The sequence below is a fragment of the Mesorhizobium sp. AR10 genome (genome assembly GCF_024746795.1).
GTDB lineage: Bacteria > Pseudomonadota > Alphaproteobacteria > Rhizobiales > Rhizobiaceae > Mesorhizobium.
Window position 1 is genome coordinate 1,414,866 of record NZ_CP080524.1, and the last position, 16,858, is coordinate 1,431,723.

The window sequence follows — 16,858 nt, forward strand, 5'->3', positions numbered from 1 at the left end:
GTCGGCTTGCCTCTTTCGGATCATGGTCAATCTGCATTCGCCCGCTCCAAACCAAGTCACGCAGGATATGACAGAAAGAAAGCGGTAGCCAGATGACCATCCCAACGCTTGCCGATTACATGGTCTTTGTCGAAAAACGAATGGAGTCCGCGTCCGCAGTTATGGACCCCGAACTGGCGCAAAGCCTGTCCGAGGTCTTTACGACGACAGCAGCGACCGACACCGATCTGTTCAACTTCATTGCCTACAGCCAAGGCTGCCACGCTCTCGCCCAAGCATGCCGGGAGCAAGGAGACTACGAAGGCGCCGGCCTATATCACGCCATGGGCCAGGACCTACTCAGCAAAGCAGCCAACGCCCTCGCGGATCTCATGGTGTTCGGAGTTGAACATCTCGGCCTTGTGAGGCACTGAAAATGGCTGTTGTCCCGATGCCCAAGAAAGGCGAAATAGCGAAGGCCGTCGAGAAGCCGTATGAGCCGACCGATCGGGAAATTGCAGCACAGGTCGCCTACAAAAAGCGCCGCGCCAGCAAGCCGCCTGTTCCGAAGGTCAAAGTCACGATGAGCGAGGCAGACGCCAACGGCAAGCTTGTTGCCTCGCTCTTTGTCGATCACCCAGACCCTGACCTGGGTTATGAGCTGCTAGCGGAAGCTGTGGGCGCCGATACCGGCACTTTCCTTGCCGGTACTCTCGATTCACTGGCCAAGGCCGCCCAGGTCGGCAACGTGGTCCGTGAGGGGGACATGAATTATGCCCTGTCGATGGTATGCGGGCTCCGGCCGAAGGACCAGATCGAGGCGACTCTCGGAGTCCAGATGGCGGCCATCCACATGGCTACGATGAATGCAGCCATGTTCATGGGCCAAGCCAAGACGTGGGAGTTGAGGGAGGCACAAGAGAGAGCCTTGAACCGCCTCGCCAGAACCTTTGTGGCCCAGGTCGAAGCCCTGAAACGCTATCGCAGCAAGGGAGAGCAGCGCGTCATTGTCGAGCGCGTGAACGTTGAGAAGGGCGGGCAAGCCATTGTTGGCAACGTGGCCCATGGGGGCGGGGCGGCTGAAGAAAAATGACCGATAACCCCATGCAAAGCGCCCATGCCGCCCCGAGATGCCATGCGAGGAGTAAGCGCAGCGGCGTGCAGTGCATGGCGCCGGCCGTACGTGGAAAAACGGTCTGCCGTATGCATGGCGCCCGGGGTGGAACGGCCAAAGGCGCCGCCCATGGTCTCTATCGTCACGGACGGTTCACCTGCGAGGCCATCGCAAGTCGGCAGGCTATATCAGCGCTGATTTCGGCAGCACGGCAGGCAGCGGGCGCGGTGCCGCTGTCATGAGCGTGTTCGAGAAGCCACACGGTTCTGACGACCAAAAGCAAGGCCAAGGCATTCGCGATGGCGAAGGACATCGGCACTACCGTGTAGGTCATCGCTGCGACGCTCCCTCGGCAGGCGCTCGATCGTGCTGGCCAGCAATTCAAAGGGTGCATCCAGCCCTTTGACGGCAGCGTGAAGGGCAGCAATAGCGGCCGCCAGATGGTCTTCGCGTTTGCCATCGTCGTTCGCTAGATCGGTGCGTTGAGGCAGCGACATCCGCGAACTATGCGCCTTGTCTCGGCGTCGGTCTATGGCCACGGTATTATAGCTGACATGCCGGGCGCGCTATCCGCGCGGTCTGGGTTTCGGTCCTGGCGAACTTTCCGCCGGGTGTGCGGACAATCTGGCGGATCGCCGATCTTTCAGCCAAAGGGACTTCTTTTTTCTTGCCAGCAGTTCAGCCCGATCGCCGTCATCAGTGGTCGCTTGGCCATGCGTCGCAGCAATCGCGTAGTCGGCCCTGTTCGTTCGATAGTCTTCCTTTTGCACAGACATCGTTTCCTCCGCGCGGGCATTTCCCTCCTTTGGCCCGGCGGAGGCACTAGCTGCCGTTGCATCGTCGGAGTCTACCAATTGGGGATTGCATTGGGATGATTCAGGCCGCAGTCGGGCGACATCTCGTTGCTCGATGATGCCGGCTTCCCCGTGCGTGGCCCTGCCGAGAGGACCTAAAGGCAAAAGCGTCCCGCCGCCGCGATCGGCAACTCTAGGGGAGCCATTCATGGTCGCAGCAGCGCCGCGCCGTATTTTGCCCATAGCTCCTCGCAGTCTTTCGCCCTGAGGCTTGGCGTTCCCGGCTCTCCATAGAAGACCATCGCTGCATGAACATCATATCCCAGCACCGTGGCATTGGCGACGAACTGGATAGCCTCACCCAAGCGAATTGCTTCGATTTTGGCGTCAGCCTTGTTGGCGAGATCCAATACCCCAAGAATCTCCGCCTCGTTATTCCTGGCAGCCAAAACTGCGGCCACAGTCGCATGCATATTAGCCTCCGCTAATATATCAACTTCGCAAGGGCGAAGTTTGTTCCTCCCCAAGACACCTGTATGCACTCCGTCCGCGCCCGAGCGCCGAAAGGGAAAACCCGCTGGCGATGGAACCCCAATTCTGTAATGTCTGATCGAACTCCCGGGGAAGAGGACCAGACCAATGTCCAGCCGCCACTATCTCTTTCCTGATGATGGCGAGCCTCTGCGTTTGTCGCGGCGGCTTGCAGAGGGGATGGTCTTTGGAAAGGACGCGCTGCCACAGTACGCGGGAACGCGCCAGAAAGTGGCGTCTGTCGTCCTGGAGATTGATGGAACCAAGGCGCAGCGCATTCTGAGCGCACACGGGTCGTATTGGACCTTCGATGCCGTGGGAGATATTCGAAGGGGTCTCACTCGATCCGCTGGCGACATCATCAACGCCGCCCACACTCCAGCGGGCTCAAACGGTACCGTTGTCGCGCTTCAGCCAAGGCTCTCGAAGAAGCGGGCAGAGGAAGAACATCGCTGGACCTTGGGTAAGGCAGAGCTTGATCGCATTGCCGCAGACATCTGGCCAAAGACGAGTTCGGACAGACTGAAATCAGCTAAGGGCATCTCCGTGAAGCGGCCTCCTCTCACATTTGATGCGAGGCATGCGCTCGACGAGGCAACCGCAGATCTCTGGAAGATTTCGCACGCAATTGATGAGCTGAAGGAACCAAGCCTTAAGGGCTTTGCCTATGAAGCGCGAACCCGTGGGGCGGCGTTCCCGGAACACGGTGCGTTGTACCAAGCAGTCGCGCAGATGGCTGATGAGCACCTGGAGATTTTGCGGCGGCGCAGGGTCGGCAAGGGCGTCTGGTACGCCGTGGTTGATGTCATCATGTGGGACGACAACCATGTGGGAACGAGCGTTGGGCGATATCACGAGGAATGTTATGGCAAGCAAGCTGCAGTCATCGCCGCAAGAAAACTCCTTGCTGAGCATGCTGCGGAGTTCGCGGAAAACGTAACCGTCGAGGCGGAGGTGCTGACCGACTTGGAATGGCAGGACCGGCTTAAAGGGTCAGAAGCAGACTGAGCACTAGTCAGGCGCTCCTGCCGCCGCGCCTTTCGGTAGGTAGCCCTTGTCCCGCAGGTGCATGGTCAGGATCTTCTCGACCATCGACGACACCGACCGCATGTCATCCTTCGCCGCCTGCTCCAGGGCGTCTTTCAAACCCTGTTCAATACGAAACGAAATCGGAGCCGTTCTAACCATGGTGTGCGAACCTCATACAATGTAGTTGACGATTGACTGCATTGTATGAGATTGTGAGAGGGCAAGCAACTAAACCATGGAGCAATCCACATGATGCCGAACACTCCTGTTCGGGCAGCCGCCGAAGGCATGCCCGAGATCAACCGCCGCCGCCTGCTGCTTGGTCTCGCAGCCGCTTCAACTGCCGCCGCCACCATCAACGTTGCGGCTGCAGTAAATCCCATGTCTGCCGAAAACCCGCGCCTAATCGAACTCGGCGATAGTCTCCACGCTCTGGAGGCCGCCTGTCTCGGGGCACGGGATAAGGTCTATGCTATCGAAGCCGATTGGGCTCCGCGCTGGCCAAGGACGCCTGCGGCCTTACTCGGGGAAGGCGACGAAATAGACCGCGACTTCCAAGGCTATGCCATCAATGAGCCCGGCGCGCCGTTGCGGCATCAAAGATATGCGTCGGCGCGCGACATGGATTGGCGTGTCGACCGTGCGCGCCGCATCGTGCGAGGACGAACCGTCGACAGGCGCAACATCCGGGGCGGTGGTCGCGCCGAATGGGAGCAAGAGCTTGCTCGCCTCCGCCGGCTTCAACCCATCGCTAAACGCCACGAAACGCGCCGTGCGCGGATCATGAAGCAATCCGGCTACAAGGCGGCGAAGACGGCGCGCGAAATTGCGATGCGCAATCTCGGCGATCTGGTGAGCGAAGCCGTGGCCCTGCCGGCGACGGGCATGGCTGGCGTCATGATCAAGGCGCAAGCGCTGGCCGCTTGGGGGCGCTTCGCCGATGCACTCTGGAATATGTCCTATCCCGGCGCGCTGACGTGGGGCTCTGACTTCGCGGGCTCGGTTCTCCGCATGGCGACGGAAGGCGGTGCATCATGAGCCGCCTTATCGACCATAGGGAAATGACCGCCGACCAGATCATGGCTTGCTGCATTCAGGCGGCGGCAATAATGCAGGTCTGCGAGGCAACCGCCTGGAGCATTCAGAACGGCGGTGACGCCAATCTGGCAGGGAGCATCGAAGACGCTCTGACCATAGCGCGCGAACTTCTCGGGCCGGTGACTGATGCGCTCGAAAGCCACGAAGGCATCAAGGGGGCGAGGCTGTGAACGCGCTCGCTCTCCTTTCGGACCCGACCGTCCGCCGCTCAATCAAAGATGAGATTGAACGCCTGATTTCCCTGCTCGACTTTGTGGACGGCGACCCGGATCTGGAACCCTGGCTGGCTGGCGGTCGCGAAGTCTGCTGCACCGACGACCGCGAGGAAGACGACTGCGACCTCGAAGAGCAGCACGACGCGGAACTGCCGGAAAGTGAGTCCTGCGCCTGGACCAACAACCCGGACGTGCCACAGGAGGGGCAGCGCTGGCACGGCCATTTCTGATCAAGTGCAAAACATTGCCACTTGAAGCCCGCTGCCCCCACGGTGGCGGGCCTTCTTTATCTTGTTGCAGAAAAGTCACGCAGCTTGAATATGCAGAGCTTCAACCGGTGCGAGCTTATTATCCAGCTAAGCGAGGCGTACCGTTGTTTTGCGGGCAAAGGGGCTGCCCGATCTCCTCCCGAATTTAGCGCCCGCTGCTTTCCCTGGCAGCGGGCTTTTTCATTTGGCGGGGGCTATCAGCGAGATGGCAATCATTTTCGCCTATGAGCACCATCCATGGGAACAAGAGACCGGCGATCCAGGTTAACGGGATATGCCAACCAAGATCAAAGAACCGCCACCGAGGCCCGACCCGAAGAAGACCCCTGTCCGTCGTCCCGACAAGGAAGCATCGCCAGAGCCTCAACATGTCGATCCGCCACCGCGAGACGTGCGAGAGGCACCGGCGCCAAATCCAAACGGTGATAAAAAGTCCTAGTCGCCAGGACGTCCGCCTGCTGAAAACTCTAAGCCCCTTGCTCTCTCCCGAAACCGCGCCGCCGTAGCGCGGTGCCGACGCAAAACGCGCGCTTTGCAAGGCTCCTACCTAAGTGGTAGGCCAAGGTCTTAGAGCGTAATGCAAAGGGCTAAATCGGCCCCGTTCGGTTCCGCCAATGTCCATGGGACGTTCCGTACTTTAGCAACTCCTGAAACAAAAGCCGAGTCTGAACGTTCTCGATCTGCCAGACCAATCTGGCGACTCCAGATCCTCCCGCTGGCTCCTGCCGGCGGGCTTTTTAATGTTTCATTTACCGTGCACCCGCATGCTGCCCATCGCGGCCAAGTTCAAGTTACAGTTCCGCGCTCGCAGGCAACAGCCCGTCGCTCACTGGACCCCTGGGGAGCGGCGGGCGCTTTGCTAGCAAAAAACTCGTATTCGGCCGTTGATGTGCCGCCAGGGTGCATCTGGCTACTCCATACCAATTGCCCGCCTTCCCATTGGCGGGCTTTTTTTGGTTACTGGTCAAGGTCCAGCGGCTCGTGATCCGGCTGTTCGTGCCACATCACTTGCCGGATGTCGCGTTGATCAACTTGCTGGCCGCAGACTGCACACGTGTGGAAATGATCGTGCCCGTTTGCCCCGTGTGGTTTGGGAAAATCGGGCGGTCCAAGGTCTGAAAGCTTTGTCATGGTGGACCGAACACCGCGACTGCAGCAAAGGTTCCCGTACACTAGCGATAGAGGCGCCGAATCTCTTCGATCGCGTCCCACCCCTAGACCGCACCCGACCTCGATCCCCGGCATCCTTCAAATCGGTAGAAGCGCACGCCGATTCGTGCGGAATGTCAAAATCGGTGCTATATCTGAGCCGAAGCTGCGCAAGGTAGAGGACAAGGAGTTGGGCTAATGAGCATATTTGCCAAGATCCGTCAGGTCTACGATCGGCTCTGCGGGCGCAAAGAGGCGAGCGCTGATCGGATGCGTCAGGAGCATGAATATTTCAGCGAGCAGACCGATGACGCCTACGACAGGGAGCGCCGGATAGCTGTTGAACGCGACTCCAAGCTGTTGGGCCTGCAGACAGGAGGCTAGGCTAGCTATCGTTCATTATCACGACGCTGGCTCGGCCGACTGACCGACGCCACGCTATATCGATCGCGTGGGCAAGGGCTGGACGTTCCAAAGCTTGATCGATGCGAAGATGGCGGTGACGGCGCACTGCCACCATGCGTCCTGCCACCATAGCCAGAAGCTCGACCTGGTGAAGCTGTGCGATCGGTTCGGCCCAGATGCTCCGGCAACGGCCGACGACCTCATTCCGACACTGAAATGTGCCATGTGCGGCGGCAAATCGGTCGGGCTGATCTACTCGCCGGACAGCACGCCGAATGCCTACAGGAAGGCAACGGAATGACGGACAAACCGCCGGTGACAACCTACGTCGTGAGCGTGTTCGAAAAGCCGATGTGGCGTGATGTCCTGACTACAAAGGACAAAGCCGAGGCAGAAGCGATGGTGGAAGCGATCGGCAAGGGCGCTCGGATCGAAGAAATCAGGCCGAGGCCGAAATGGCGCTAGAAGAGTTATACGCCTTCGACGATAACTGAATCATAATCCGGGGCCGAAGTGCCGCGCGTATGCCGCAAGGCTAAGTAACCCGCTGCCGCCGCGCGTGCCGCTTCGATGCTCTCGAACTCAATAACCACGATGCGGTTATGGAACGCGCCTTCGATGGCTTCAGTCCGGCCGCCGTTCACCAGCAACGTGCCGCCGGCCTCCTTCCTAACTTTCACTGCCGCGTTCTTGTATTCTTCAAAACCGTCTGGATCGGTGACGTTGATACTCGCGACGATGTATGTCTTGGGCATTGCTCGCTCCCCGCCAGCGTGATTTTGGGCTTTAGCTGCCACCTGCTTTGCTGAATACAACCGTGCCGTCGTCTTTGCGAACTTCCACCGCTACGATACCGGACTTTCGATCTGGAAAGGTCGACAGCGCGTGGTCCTTTGCCGCTTTCTCGGTATCGAAGGGCGTCTTTTCAACGATGCCCTGTTTCCCGTACCAAACCACCGTGTAGGTCATCGCTGCGACGCTCCCTCAGCAAGCGGTTTGATCTTGCTGGCAAGCACTTCAATGGAAGCGTCCAACTCCTTGAGCGAAGCGAAAAGGGCAGCAGTAGCTGCCGCCAGATGGTCTTCAGGTGTGCCATTGTCGTTCGCTAGATCGGTGCGCTCAGGCAGCGACATGATGAACGAACTATGCGCCTTGCGGTGTCGTTGGTCTATCGGGGATATTGGTGCCGACGCGATACGTCATACCCACTCTCCGTCAAGTGCCGGCGCCCCCTACCTTCGGCGGCATTTCGCGACCAATACGCGCGGGCGCGCGCGAGGGGGAGTTAACTCAAGAATCCCCATCTAAACCAACAGCTTGAGGCTATTTAAATGCGCGTCTCAAAACAGACGGGAAACAGACGGCGCTCTCACTGAAAACAGCTGGGTAACAGTGGGGCCGCGAGCAGAAGGCTTTGCAGAGGCAGATCCTTTTGAACCTTTTGAGTGTTTGCCGTAGGGCGCTCATTCGAATTTTATTCAAGGGCTTCCCCTAAAAGCGGCCCGCCTCCGGAAAACTCTAGGCCCCTCGCTCTCTCCCGAAACCGAGCCGGCGTTGGACAGCGGCCGGCGAGAACGCGCGCTGGTGAGGCTCTGCGATTGCCCTCTACAAGAGAGAAAAGTGAGAGCCCAGGAAGAGGAGGAATTGACCGGTGGTCAGGGGAATCCTCAAGATGGGCCCGTCCTCGCCCCGGTCTTGGATTGGCAAGCCTTTCACGCAAGGATGGCCGTTTAGCACGTTCTTCCAAATCGTTGGGAAATCCGCGCCCTTGGTCCTCTCCGCATTGCACGCCTGGAGGAGATCCGTAACGACTTCGGTCATGGGATGCGAATTTACATGCATCGACGGGTATGAATTTGATCGAGATCAATTTGAGACAAACGCGCGCTGTAGTGGCTTACCGACAACGTGCCGACCATGGCCGGTGCCGATATAATCTCGGTGGCCAAGGCGACTGAAAAGCTGTTTCGCGATGCCGAAAAGCAGGGGATCAGCGGCAACGAAATCACCGAAGACAACGGCAGCGCCTATGAAGCGATTCTCGACGCTATCGTTCATTACCACGACCACGGCTTGGCGGGCTGACGGGCGCCGCACTATATCGGGGCGATGCCAGCCGATCGCCTCACCGTCCGCTTTGCCTATCAGCGCGGCTTCCAAGTGGTGGACGGCAGCACAATTCTCCAGACGTTCGAAAAGCAGGCCGAGGCCTTTAAGTTCGTTCATGGCCGAGGCGCCCGCGTCTGGCTTGCCTGGGCGCGAACCATCATCGGAGGCCAGACGGCGCCGTTCGACTTCGCCGCGACATTCCAGCAGGACAAAGTCGGACGCATCATGAGGACCATGCACGGCCCGACCGCCGGCACATGGTTCTGGACGGTGCATACTGGCGGCGCCCGGGGAACGGTCGATAGCAAGGATGAGGCTGTCGCCGGGGTCGAAGCGGCCTTCACGCGCTACATCGCCGAAGCGGACAAGTTCAAGCGAAGGCAATGACAGCAGCGGCCCAGCGGCCAAGAGCGGGGGGCTGGGGTTTTGACCACCGGGCCTAACCGGCAAATGGGTTGCCGGCTGGCAAGAGAGCATACGCCGTTCTCGCTTAGTCTACCATATCTCGCAGCGGCTTCATTCGATGGAATGGGACAGGCCCGGTGCAGCCGCCTAGGGCTGGGTTGCGCCGGAACCATTTTCTACCCCGCCCGTTCGGTCGAATCTAGGGGATGTAAAATGGTTGACGAGCGAGGCAAGTCGCAAGCGGACAATAGCCTTGTAGTGCGCCGTCTGGTGGAAGACACCGGCATAACGGAAGATCAAGCCCGCGAGCTTATCGCCTTAATTGGGGCGCAGAATTGGGCCTCCCTTGTGCGGGAAGCTCACATTTTGAAGCGAAAGCCCTAGACCCGACGAGGGCGCCTAAACCAGACTTTGTTGCCTAGATGTACGAACAGGGGAGCCGGCATCAAATCCGGCTCCTCCCGCGCCCGAACTGCAGGCCGGCAAACAGTCTAAGCGGGGAAGGAAGTGGGGACAGCCAACGCGCTAGTCAAAATTCTCTTAAGTTTCAAGTGATTGTCAGGTGGCTTTGGCGGAGAGGGAGGCCGCCATCGGCATTGTTCACTTATGTAATTTCAACCACTTAGCCAGTCCACCAGTGCATTTGCCAGAGCAAAAACCAGAGCAAGGTGGGCCGTGAGAACCAACATTATCGACCACGACGCGTCATCTCAGCCGCGACATCATCCCATAAAGTCAACGTTGGCAAAATGACGATGTGCAGAACCAGCCATATCGAATAGGTCACGTCCAGGCTCCAGAATTCGCCATCGGACATTTTCCCGTGGGCGAGTTCATGGCGTATCGATGGTCCGCCTCGAAAATTGAAGAGGAGATCAATCTCCTGAATGATGGCGGCCGGCATGATCTGTAGAAGAGGCTCCCGGAAGTCACTCAGTAGACGGCTAAGCATTGCCTCTTCCTGTGTGCCGTCCTGATTGATGCGATTGGTTTCGACACCGGACAAACTGAGGATGTGGCGAAGTGAGTTTTCCAGTTGCGGCAGGATTAGATGCGCGGCTTCAAGTTCGTCGCCACCAATGAACTTGGCTGCACCGATTGCAAAGATATGCTCGTGGTGAGGTGGCACGAAGGGACTTGCCCGCATAAGCGGCAACAACGCGTCCACGGAAACGGAGTGCTCCTCCCAAAGGATGCGCCGAATCGGATTGATCTTCCCCGATACGACAAGGCTGCGGCGAATGTGGTCACGCCGATTGATCATGAACCGGACCTGATTTTCGTCAGGCGGGCCGCCAAGGTCGAGACCGGGCGCTATGAAGCGGGTTCGGCCTTGATGATCGCTCACGGTCGTTGAGAATAAAGCCGCAAGCGTCCCGTGGCTTGCCTTTAAAGCCTCATCTCGCAGTTCGTCAGGGTCGGGCGATTTCGCGCACATAAGCAATGCACGAATGACTTGTGCGAGCGGTTTGCCGCGCACCTCAGCTTCGGCCGCCTCCACAAGGTCAGTGATATTCGTTTTGTGCGAGAAGCTGGACATTTCGTCCATTATCCGAGGCTGAATCGCATTTAACCGGTCCTGCAAAGCTCGCCGCCGATCGGCGGTCCCCGGTATGGGTCTTAATGCTTGAATCGCATCGTTGAGGAAATGTACCTGCACGGCGGCGGAATCCGGACGCGCCTCGGCATCTCCAACGTATGTCTCGGCTGCTTCGACCAAACAACGATTGCTGTTTTCCACGTCTTTGGCACGCAGATAGGCTTGCCCTGCAAGTTCCCACAGCGAGCGGCGGGCGGGATGATCAGCTCCGAGCTTGGCACTTGCCGCCAAAATCTCAGCGGCCTGTGCTGTCCGTGCAAACTCCCAAACTTGGTTGCTCAAATTGATAGGGCCAATCTGAATGAAGCCCCATCCGTCATCGGTATCCAGCGCACGTTGCGACACGTCAGCAATGATCTGTCGCAACGGGTCGAATTCACTTCGCTTCCATCCCATTGATCGTGCAACAATTGTTGCCCGCTTCAAATACTCAGCAGCCGGCACACTAGCGGGATTGGTTTCATCGAAGTCGAATTTGGCTTCTCCGTCCAGAACCAACTTGATGCACTCGACATACGATGAGACGGCCTGCAAACCTGAGATCGCATCCTTCTTGTTTAGCAACCAACACACATCAGCGACTCTTGCCCGAAGTGCATGGTGACCAATCTCGGGCACCAGCTTCACCAGTACGCCGATCTGATCGGATAGCAGGTCGGTCGGGATAAGTGAGCGGCGACCGTCCATGATCGCCATAGGACGAAACGGCTCGGCACGATCATTTGGTTCGAAATGGTAGTTTGCAATTTGTCCAAGCACCTCTAGCGCTTGTTCGCTATCAGCATCCCCGGCTGCCTTGACGGCGGCAATCGCCTCACGAATGCGAGCATAGATGTCGCTACTGTCCACCACGGCGGTTGCAGCGATCGCGTTTTTCACAGCCTCGCGCTGAAATGCATCTAGCGAGACCACAAAAGTAACGCCGGGAATTTCTCTTTTCTCGGCGCTTTCGTTATCAGTCATTGAGCAGGGCCCTTCTTACGCTGTTTTCACCTACCGTGTTAGCACACCTGTTGTGCGGAGGCTTATATTTGAGCCGCCAAAGAAATTCGTAGGTCGGCAACCAATTCGGCCTTATAATGCCAATTCCAGCCAGAGCCCTAAAGGCACGGCGGATAGCACGACAAGCGCCAAGGCGCTCCTTGATGTCGTGCCCCTGCGATGGTCGGTGGCCATTCGCGCAGCGACGGGGTCGCTTCCTTTCCACATCGAAACATCAACTGCCCCACGGGCCGCTTCTGCGCAGCCGTCGCGGGCATGGACAGAAAGAATGAACATGCACTTGGATGCTATTAGCTTTTCGCCAGAGCAGTCGATCGCCCTGGCACTCCGGATGCCCTTTGGTCGCGTTGCGACCGCAGCCGAGAACGCGCTTCTCGATCGCGATATTGATGCCGTGGTCCGCATTAAGCTTGCCTCGATCCGCATTTTGGAAACGGCGTACACTGCCACCTTCACGATCGAGCACAATGAATATGCCGCGCAATACAAGGAGGCCCGCGAGGTCTCGATCGCCCTAACGCGCCCGACACTACAAGCGGCCTTCGCAGCCCTGACTCCTAGTGCTATCGCGACCGCGATAGCTGAGCAATCGAAGGCCGTTGCGATCATGACCAAGATTGGCGTCGTCGAAGCGTCGAAGGTCGCTTCTGGACTGGTGAGCAACCGAGCGGGGGCATTCCAGTGATTTCTCAGGAATGGAGACCGACGCAACACTCGCACAAACGGAGACTGCGGTTCGCGCTGCCGTTAGGCGATACCGTCGACAAGGCCGCCGCCATCCTTGGCAACCGCGTCGGATTCCTCCGCGTGTTGTGCGCAGCAATCCGAGTGTCTGACGGTGGGTACATCGTGGTGCTGGAAATCCGTTGGCGCATGGGCGGATTCGGAGATTTCGAGCTATCGGCGACTGGTGTCACGCTTGCCGAGTGCGTTGACCAACTCAAAGACGCACGAGTTTTTGTCGATGCAGTCCTACGTCACAAGAACCTCGAAAGCGAAATGTTCGCGATGCAAATGGACGCTCCGGAGGAGGAGGCCAATGGCTAGTGGTCGCGACATCATGCAGACCCGTTTTGGCAAGATTCTGCGTACGCCGTCGTGCGCAAGCCATTCTGTGCCGGCGATTACATCCGCCGCCGCGATGATCACAACCATACGGCCCGAGCACACTTCTTCTTCCACTACGGCGACAAGATCGGCGTGGTGCTGGTCGGCAATTATGATTTTGAAAAGCCGCTAGGGGAGCAGGAAGAGTTTTCTGTATCTCTGGGAGCCGATCCCTATGGAACCCATAGCCATCGGTTAGGAACGCGAATTCTGAAGGAATTCAAGGGCTTAGAGAAATTGGAGCAAGAGCGTTTCTAACTCACTTTTCCGCAACAATTTCAAATACTTAGATGCCAAATCGCCCGCTGCGTTTCTAACTCAACCGTTGTTTCGATCCGAACACGCGACTATGTGTCAGGTGTGAACGCCGTCGAAATGCCCGGCTGCAATGGCTACCGCCTAGCGGCCGGGCAAGTTCACCAAGGCGCGGGGCGTCGAGTTCGACAATAGCCCCGCACGTTTTCGACGGTCACGTTCACCTCCTCCGAAAACCAGCGGCAACACCAACGTGCGCAAGCGCGGTGATCGACCGCGCGCGCCTTCGGAGTATTTCTATGTCTGAGCCCAACCTTTCGGCTGATACGACCACAATCACGGCTAGCGAATTCCTCGCCACGGTCTATCCCAATTATGACGGTCTCCTTTCCCTGTCGAAGGACGGGGCCGATGCAAACGCCGATGGCACGACGCTTGATGTCCATGTGCCCGACGTGGGCGAGATCGACACCTTTTTCGCTGAAGCCGGGGATCACGATATCGTCGCGCTTTCACATGACCGGGTCTACTGTCCGGCTGCCCTTGCATTCTGGTTTGCGCCAGGACAGGCAATCCCCGATCGCGTGAAGTCCCTTGGCGTTGTCCTTCAGCCACGCGGCGAAACCGCCGGACCTGTTCTCGTGGTCCACGTGGACGGTGAGACGGCCGAAGTCGATCGGCTCATTTCCGACCTTGCAGCCGAATACCCAGAGCTTTCGCCGGAGGTGCCATTGCCGGGGCGTAGGTGGTCGCTGGAGGCAGGGTCACAGGTTCGGCGCTGCACAGTCGAGCAAGTGATCGACGCGATGCTGGAGGGCTCCGCTGATGAGGCAGGGTTGGATGCAGATGTCCCCGATCATTGGAATTCCGCCGGCGACTTCCCTCCCGGTGTTCTGGAGCACCCGCTTGCCGCGTCGAAGATGCATGATCAGTTCAAGAAGAAGGCCATCAACGTCTTCGCCAACGTGCACGGCCTCTATAGCCATATTGCCAACCACTTGGCGAGTGACAAGAAGGAGGGTCCTGGCATCGTCGGAGCCGTTCTCGATACAGATATTGAGACCGGCAAGCCGCGACGCAAGATTCGCAACGTCGTGACGGTTGGATATCTCGGTCTCGACTTCGATGGCGGGCAGACGGAAGAAGAAGCTGCGGCCAAGTTGCGGGCGCTCGGCATCACCTTCGGCACGTATTCCAGTTATCGCCATTTGAAGGATGGGAGGACGCACAAGTTCCGCGTCATCATTCCCTTGAAGCCCGCTTTCGATACCTCTCAGTTTGAGAGCCGCGAACGTGCAAACGCTGTGTGGAAGGCGTCCTACGAGGCATTCTGCGAGACGCATGGTTTCCACTATGACCACAACGCGAAGGACATCACGCGTTTCTTCAACAGCCCGCGCCATCCAAAGGGCGGTGAGTTCTTCTCCCGTATCTACGGCGGCAAGCTGTTTGAACTGCCGATCGTCATGCCCGAGGAGCGGCCGATTGCGAAGATCGCAAAGGCGCGCGGTATTGCGCTGTCGTATGACTTTTCCGGTGAGGCATATGTTGCCGATGGCAGTGGTGTCGAGTTCTTCCTGTCTCTGCTCGGCGATGGGTCGGGCCAGCTTGGATACCACGACCCGAGTTTCCGAGTGCTCTGTTCCTACTTCGCGACCGAGGGACCAGACGCGGAAGTTGGTCCGATAGTGCAGCGGCTCCGGCAGTCGATTGAGAAGGCGGAACGCGGTCCCGGTCGAGAGCAGAGCGACATCGATAGGTACATGTCCGACTCCTATCTCGCTGCCGAGGTAGAGAACGCACGGGAGTTCATCAGGGAGCGGCTGGAGGCGGATGAGGCGGCAAAGCAGGCTCAGGCCGAGATCTTGGCCGAAGCCTTCGAGATCGCCGAAAAGATGACCAAGCTGACGCCTGACGAAGAGGTTCAGACGCTCTTGAAGAAGTTGGTTGCCGTCAGTGAGCGTGAGGCGGAGCGGGTGCTTGCCGAGGTCAAGAAGCTGACCGGGACGCCTATCGGGCGCTTGCGGGAGGACTATCGGAATCTTCGCACGAAGCAGGCAAAAGGTAAGGCCAGATCGCCCTATCATTTCGAAACTGTGGAAGCTGGCATCGAGGCGATGAACAAGGAGATCGCCATCGTCGAACGCGGGACGGATGTGATGATCGTTCAGAAGCGCGAGGAGCAGGACGGGTGGAAGACCATCCGCGCTGCCGAGACGGTCTTCGCGCCTTGGGAAGTGGGCACCAATTCCGACATGGAACCACTGTTCCCATTGTGGCGGAAGTCGCATCTCCGGGACTACCGCACCGATGTCGTCTTCAACCCCTATCGGCACGGTGCGATCGATCCCACGCCGAGCGAACACTACAACCTGTACAAGGGTCTCGCGATCGAACCGGGAATGAGCGACTGGATGGCCTACCAGCGCCACGTCTTCCACATCGTATGCAACGGCGACATGCGCCTGTTCCGGTTCTACATGACATGGATGGCGGACCTGTTCCAGAACCCAGAGACGAAGCCAGGCACGGCTTTGATGGTTCGCGGTTTGAAGGGCACCGGCAAGAGCATCTTCACCGTTCCCCTCCAGCAAATCCTTGGGCTGCGCCATAGTGTGAAGGTGAGCAACCGCAAGCACCTCACCGGCAACTTCAATGGCCAGATGGCCGGGAAGATGCTCGTGATCGGGGAGGAAAGCTCGTGGGGCGGTGACAAGGAGGCGGACAGTTCCTTGAAGGACCAGATCACCAGCGACACCATGTTGCTGGAGAACAAGTTTGCCGATCCCGTGCCGATGAGGGACTTTCGGCGTTTCATCATCATTTCCAATGCAAAGAGCGTCGTGCGCGCCACGCCCGACGAACGCCGCTATGCAGCGACCGTCGTGAGCGATGCTCGGATCGGAGACAAGGCGTACTTCGACACTTTGGCGGCGGAAATTTACGGCGGCGAGACGGCTCCGGCCATGCTGCACGATCTTCTCAATCTCGACATCACCGTGGACCTTCGCAATCCGCCGAAGACGGCAGCACTGGCTGATCAAATCATCAACGCTCTCCCGGCCGATGAGCGGTGGATTCGCGGCGTACTTCTCTCCGGCTCTTTTACCGGGGGCGATGGCGTTGACCTTCTGGACGAACGCACCGCCGAGAAGTGGCTGACAGAGTCCATCAGGGTCACCAAGGAGATGGTGCGCGAGAGCTATCGGTCAGCAGTGAAGCCTTACGACGGACCTGCCGATCCAGGCACGATCGGCAAGTTCTTCGTCAGCAAGTTCAAGGGAACCGAAGCGGAGATCGATGACACTCGGCCGGGACGTGTAGGGCGGGACTACGTGTTGCCTCCGCTTCCGGAAATGATCACCGCCTACGAGCGGGAATGGACTCCGCTCAATCCTGAAACGACCGAGGATGAGAAGGACTTCATCCGTGTGGTTGACAGGAACAACCCGGATGAGCGCGTTCGGGTTGAGACCAATGCCGACGACTTCATCAACGCGTTCTTCAGGCGGTGAGCGTGACGGGCGACTCCATGGACCCCATGGACTCCACGATGAACCGCGGTCTCTTACAGGAATCGAAATTTTGCACCCACGCCTGCAAGGGCATTCGGCCGCTGCAGCCGGTGAGGGAGACCTAGAAAATTCTTTTTCTCCGCATGACTTCAAAACACCCTGGAGTCCGTGGAGTCCACGGAGTCACGCTGTAGAAATTTCTGCACTCAATCTGAAAACCATTCGACCACAAAGCCATGCCGCCCGCCTCGCTCGCCAGCACCATGGCGACACGGATGAGTC

Annotated in this window: 22 protein-coding genes; 15 read left to right on the top strand and 7 right to left on the bottom strand. The window is 58.4% G+C overall.

All coding sequences use genetic code 11. The features are described from left to right. Positions 1-92 precede the first annotated feature (92 nt). Together LHFGNBLO_RS10290 and LHFGNBLO_RS10295 are read left to right on the top strand one after the other, a co-directional pair. The gene (locus LHFGNBLO_RS10290) at positions 93-413 is read left to right on the top strand and encodes a hypothetical protein (protein WP_258606558.1); all 321 of its coding nucleotides are present in this window, start codon (positions 93-95) and stop codon (positions 411-413) included. A gap of 2 nt (positions 414-415) precedes the next feature. Beyond that, positions 416-1,072: a hypothetical protein gene (locus LHFGNBLO_RS10295; RefSeq protein WP_258606560.1), complete on the top strand. Its 657-nt coding sequence runs from the start codon at positions 416-418 to the stop codon at positions 1,070-1,072. Between the two features lie 163 nt (positions 1,073-1,235). Here LHFGNBLO_RS10295 and LHFGNBLO_RS10300 read toward each other — a convergent pair whose 3' ends face one another. Beyond that, complete coding sequence (locus LHFGNBLO_RS10300; RefSeq protein ID WP_258606562.1) at positions 1,236-1,553, bottom strand: hypothetical protein; 318 nt, start codon at positions 1,551-1,553, stop codon at positions 1,236-1,238. Between the two features lie 540 nt (positions 1,554-2,093). Beyond that, positions 2,094-2,360 (bottom strand): hypothetical protein, encoded by a 267-nt coding sequence (locus tag LHFGNBLO_RS10305; protein ID WP_258606563.1) that lies wholly within the window; start codon positions 2,358-2,360, stop codon positions 2,094-2,096. Between the two features lie 166 nt (positions 2,361-2,526). Between LHFGNBLO_RS10305 and LHFGNBLO_RS10310 the strand changes: the two genes are divergently transcribed. Continuing rightward, a complete protein-coding gene (locus LHFGNBLO_RS10310; RefSeq protein ID WP_258606565.1) occupies positions 2,527-3,426 on the top strand; it encodes a hypothetical protein in 900 nt (299 codons plus the stop codon). Positions 3,427-3,429: 3 nt separating this feature from the next. Here the strand turns inward: LHFGNBLO_RS10310 and LHFGNBLO_RS10315 are convergent, their stop codons facing one another. After that, a complete protein-coding gene (locus tag LHFGNBLO_RS10315; RefSeq protein ID WP_258606566.1) occupies positions 3,430-3,564 on the bottom strand; it encodes a hypothetical protein in 135 nt (44 codons plus the stop codon). 132 nt (positions 3,565-3,696) lie between these two features. Between LHFGNBLO_RS10315 and LHFGNBLO_RS10320 the strand changes: the two genes are divergently transcribed. The 6 genes from LHFGNBLO_RS10320 to LHFGNBLO_RS10345 all read left to right on the top strand — a co-directional run bounded on the left by LHFGNBLO_RS10320 (position 3,697) and on the right by LHFGNBLO_RS10345 (position 7,048). Continuing rightward, positions 3,697-4,485, top strand: coding sequence for a hypothetical protein (locus LHFGNBLO_RS10320; protein WP_258606568.1), 789 nt, complete (start codon positions 3,697-3,699; stop codon positions 4,483-4,485). Then, on the top strand, positions 4,482-4,715 hold the full coding sequence (locus LHFGNBLO_RS10325) for a hypothetical protein (protein ID WP_258606569.1): 234 nt from the start codon (positions 4,482-4,484) through the stop codon (positions 4,713-4,715). Before LHFGNBLO_RS10320 ends, LHFGNBLO_RS10325 begins: the two co-directional genes overlap by 4 nt. Beyond that, on the top strand, positions 4,712-4,990 hold the full coding sequence (locus LHFGNBLO_RS10330; RefSeq protein WP_258606570.1) for a hypothetical protein: 279 nt from the start codon (positions 4,712-4,714) through the stop codon (positions 4,988-4,990). Before LHFGNBLO_RS10325 ends, LHFGNBLO_RS10330 begins: the two co-directional genes overlap by 4 nt. Before the next feature lie 1,386 nt (positions 4,991-6,376). Beyond that, positions 6,377-6,562, top strand: a complete 186-nt coding sequence (locus LHFGNBLO_RS10335; RefSeq protein ID WP_258606571.1) for a hypothetical protein — start codon at positions 6,377-6,379, stop codon at positions 6,560-6,562. A gap of 94 nt (positions 6,563-6,656) precedes the next feature. Further along, the gene (locus tag LHFGNBLO_RS10340) at positions 6,657-6,884 is read left to right on the top strand and encodes a hypothetical protein (protein WP_258606572.1); all 228 of its coding nucleotides are present in this window, start codon (positions 6,657-6,659) and stop codon (positions 6,882-6,884) included. Continuing rightward, positions 6,881-7,048 (top strand): hypothetical protein, encoded by a 168-nt coding sequence (locus LHFGNBLO_RS10345; protein ID WP_258606574.1) that lies wholly within the window; start codon positions 6,881-6,883, stop codon positions 7,046-7,048. Before LHFGNBLO_RS10340 ends, LHFGNBLO_RS10345 begins: the two co-directional genes overlap by 4 nt. Before the next feature lie 5 nt (positions 7,049-7,053). Here the strand turns inward: LHFGNBLO_RS10345 and LHFGNBLO_RS10350 are convergent, their stop codons facing one another. From LHFGNBLO_RS10350 to LHFGNBLO_RS10360, 3 genes are read right to left on the bottom strand one after another with little or no spacing between them, the layout of a single operon-like run. Continuing rightward, positions 7,054-7,338, bottom strand: a complete 285-nt coding sequence (locus LHFGNBLO_RS10350) for a DUF1330 domain-containing protein (RefSeq protein ID WP_258606575.1) — start codon at positions 7,336-7,338, stop codon at positions 7,054-7,056. A 31-nt stretch (positions 7,339-7,369) separates the two neighbouring features. Continuing rightward, positions 7,370-7,552, bottom strand: coding sequence for a hypothetical protein (locus tag LHFGNBLO_RS10355; RefSeq protein WP_258606577.1), 183 nt, complete (start codon positions 7,550-7,552; stop codon positions 7,370-7,372). Then, positions 7,549-7,716 (bottom strand): hypothetical protein, encoded by a 168-nt coding sequence (locus LHFGNBLO_RS10360; RefSeq protein WP_258606578.1) that lies wholly within the window; start codon positions 7,714-7,716, stop codon positions 7,549-7,551. Before LHFGNBLO_RS10360 ends, LHFGNBLO_RS10355 begins: the two co-directional genes overlap by 4 nt. Positions 7,717-8,500: 784 nt before the next feature. On the opposite strand from LHFGNBLO_RS10360, the gene LHFGNBLO_RS10365 reads away from it, so the two are divergent. After that, positions 8,501-8,668 (top strand): hypothetical protein, encoded by a 168-nt coding sequence (locus LHFGNBLO_RS10365; protein WP_258606580.1) that lies wholly within the window; start codon positions 8,501-8,503, stop codon positions 8,666-8,668. Between the two features lie 24 nt (positions 8,669-8,692). Next, on the top strand, positions 8,693-9,079 hold the full coding sequence (locus LHFGNBLO_RS10370; RefSeq protein WP_258606582.1) for a hypothetical protein: 387 nt from the start codon (positions 8,693-8,695) through the stop codon (positions 9,077-9,079). A 706-nt stretch (positions 9,080-9,785) separates the two neighbouring features. On the opposite strand, the gene LHFGNBLO_RS10375 is transcribed toward LHFGNBLO_RS10370, so the two are convergent. Beyond that, a complete protein-coding gene (locus tag LHFGNBLO_RS10375; protein WP_258606584.1) occupies positions 9,786-11,660 on the bottom strand; it encodes a DUF4209 domain-containing protein in 1,875 nt (624 codons plus the stop codon). Between the two features lie 307 nt (positions 11,661-11,967). On the opposite strand from LHFGNBLO_RS10375, the gene LHFGNBLO_RS10380 reads away from it, so the two are divergent. The 4 genes from LHFGNBLO_RS10380 to LHFGNBLO_RS10395 all read left to right on the top strand — a co-directional run bounded on the left by LHFGNBLO_RS10380 (position 11,968) and on the right by LHFGNBLO_RS10395 (position 16,576). Beyond that, positions 11,968-12,384 (top strand): hypothetical protein, encoded by a 417-nt coding sequence (locus LHFGNBLO_RS10380; RefSeq protein ID WP_258606585.1) that lies wholly within the window; start codon positions 11,968-11,970, stop codon positions 12,382-12,384. Further along, positions 12,381-12,746: a hypothetical protein gene (locus LHFGNBLO_RS10385; RefSeq protein ID WP_258606587.1), complete on the top strand. Its 366-nt coding sequence runs from the start codon at positions 12,381-12,383 to the stop codon at positions 12,744-12,746. Before LHFGNBLO_RS10380 ends, LHFGNBLO_RS10385 begins: the two co-directional genes overlap by 4 nt. A gap of 51 nt (positions 12,747-12,797) precedes the next feature. Further along, a complete protein-coding gene (locus tag LHFGNBLO_RS10390) occupies positions 12,798-13,064 on the top strand; it encodes a hypothetical protein (RefSeq protein ID WP_258606589.1) in 267 nt (88 codons plus the stop codon). A 296-nt stretch (positions 13,065-13,360) separates the two neighbouring features. After that, entirely contained in the window at positions 13,361-16,576 is a 3,216-nt protein-coding gene (locus tag LHFGNBLO_RS10395) for a primase-helicase family protein (RefSeq protein WP_258606591.1), read from the top strand. Positions 16,577-16,858 lie beyond the last annotated feature (282 nt).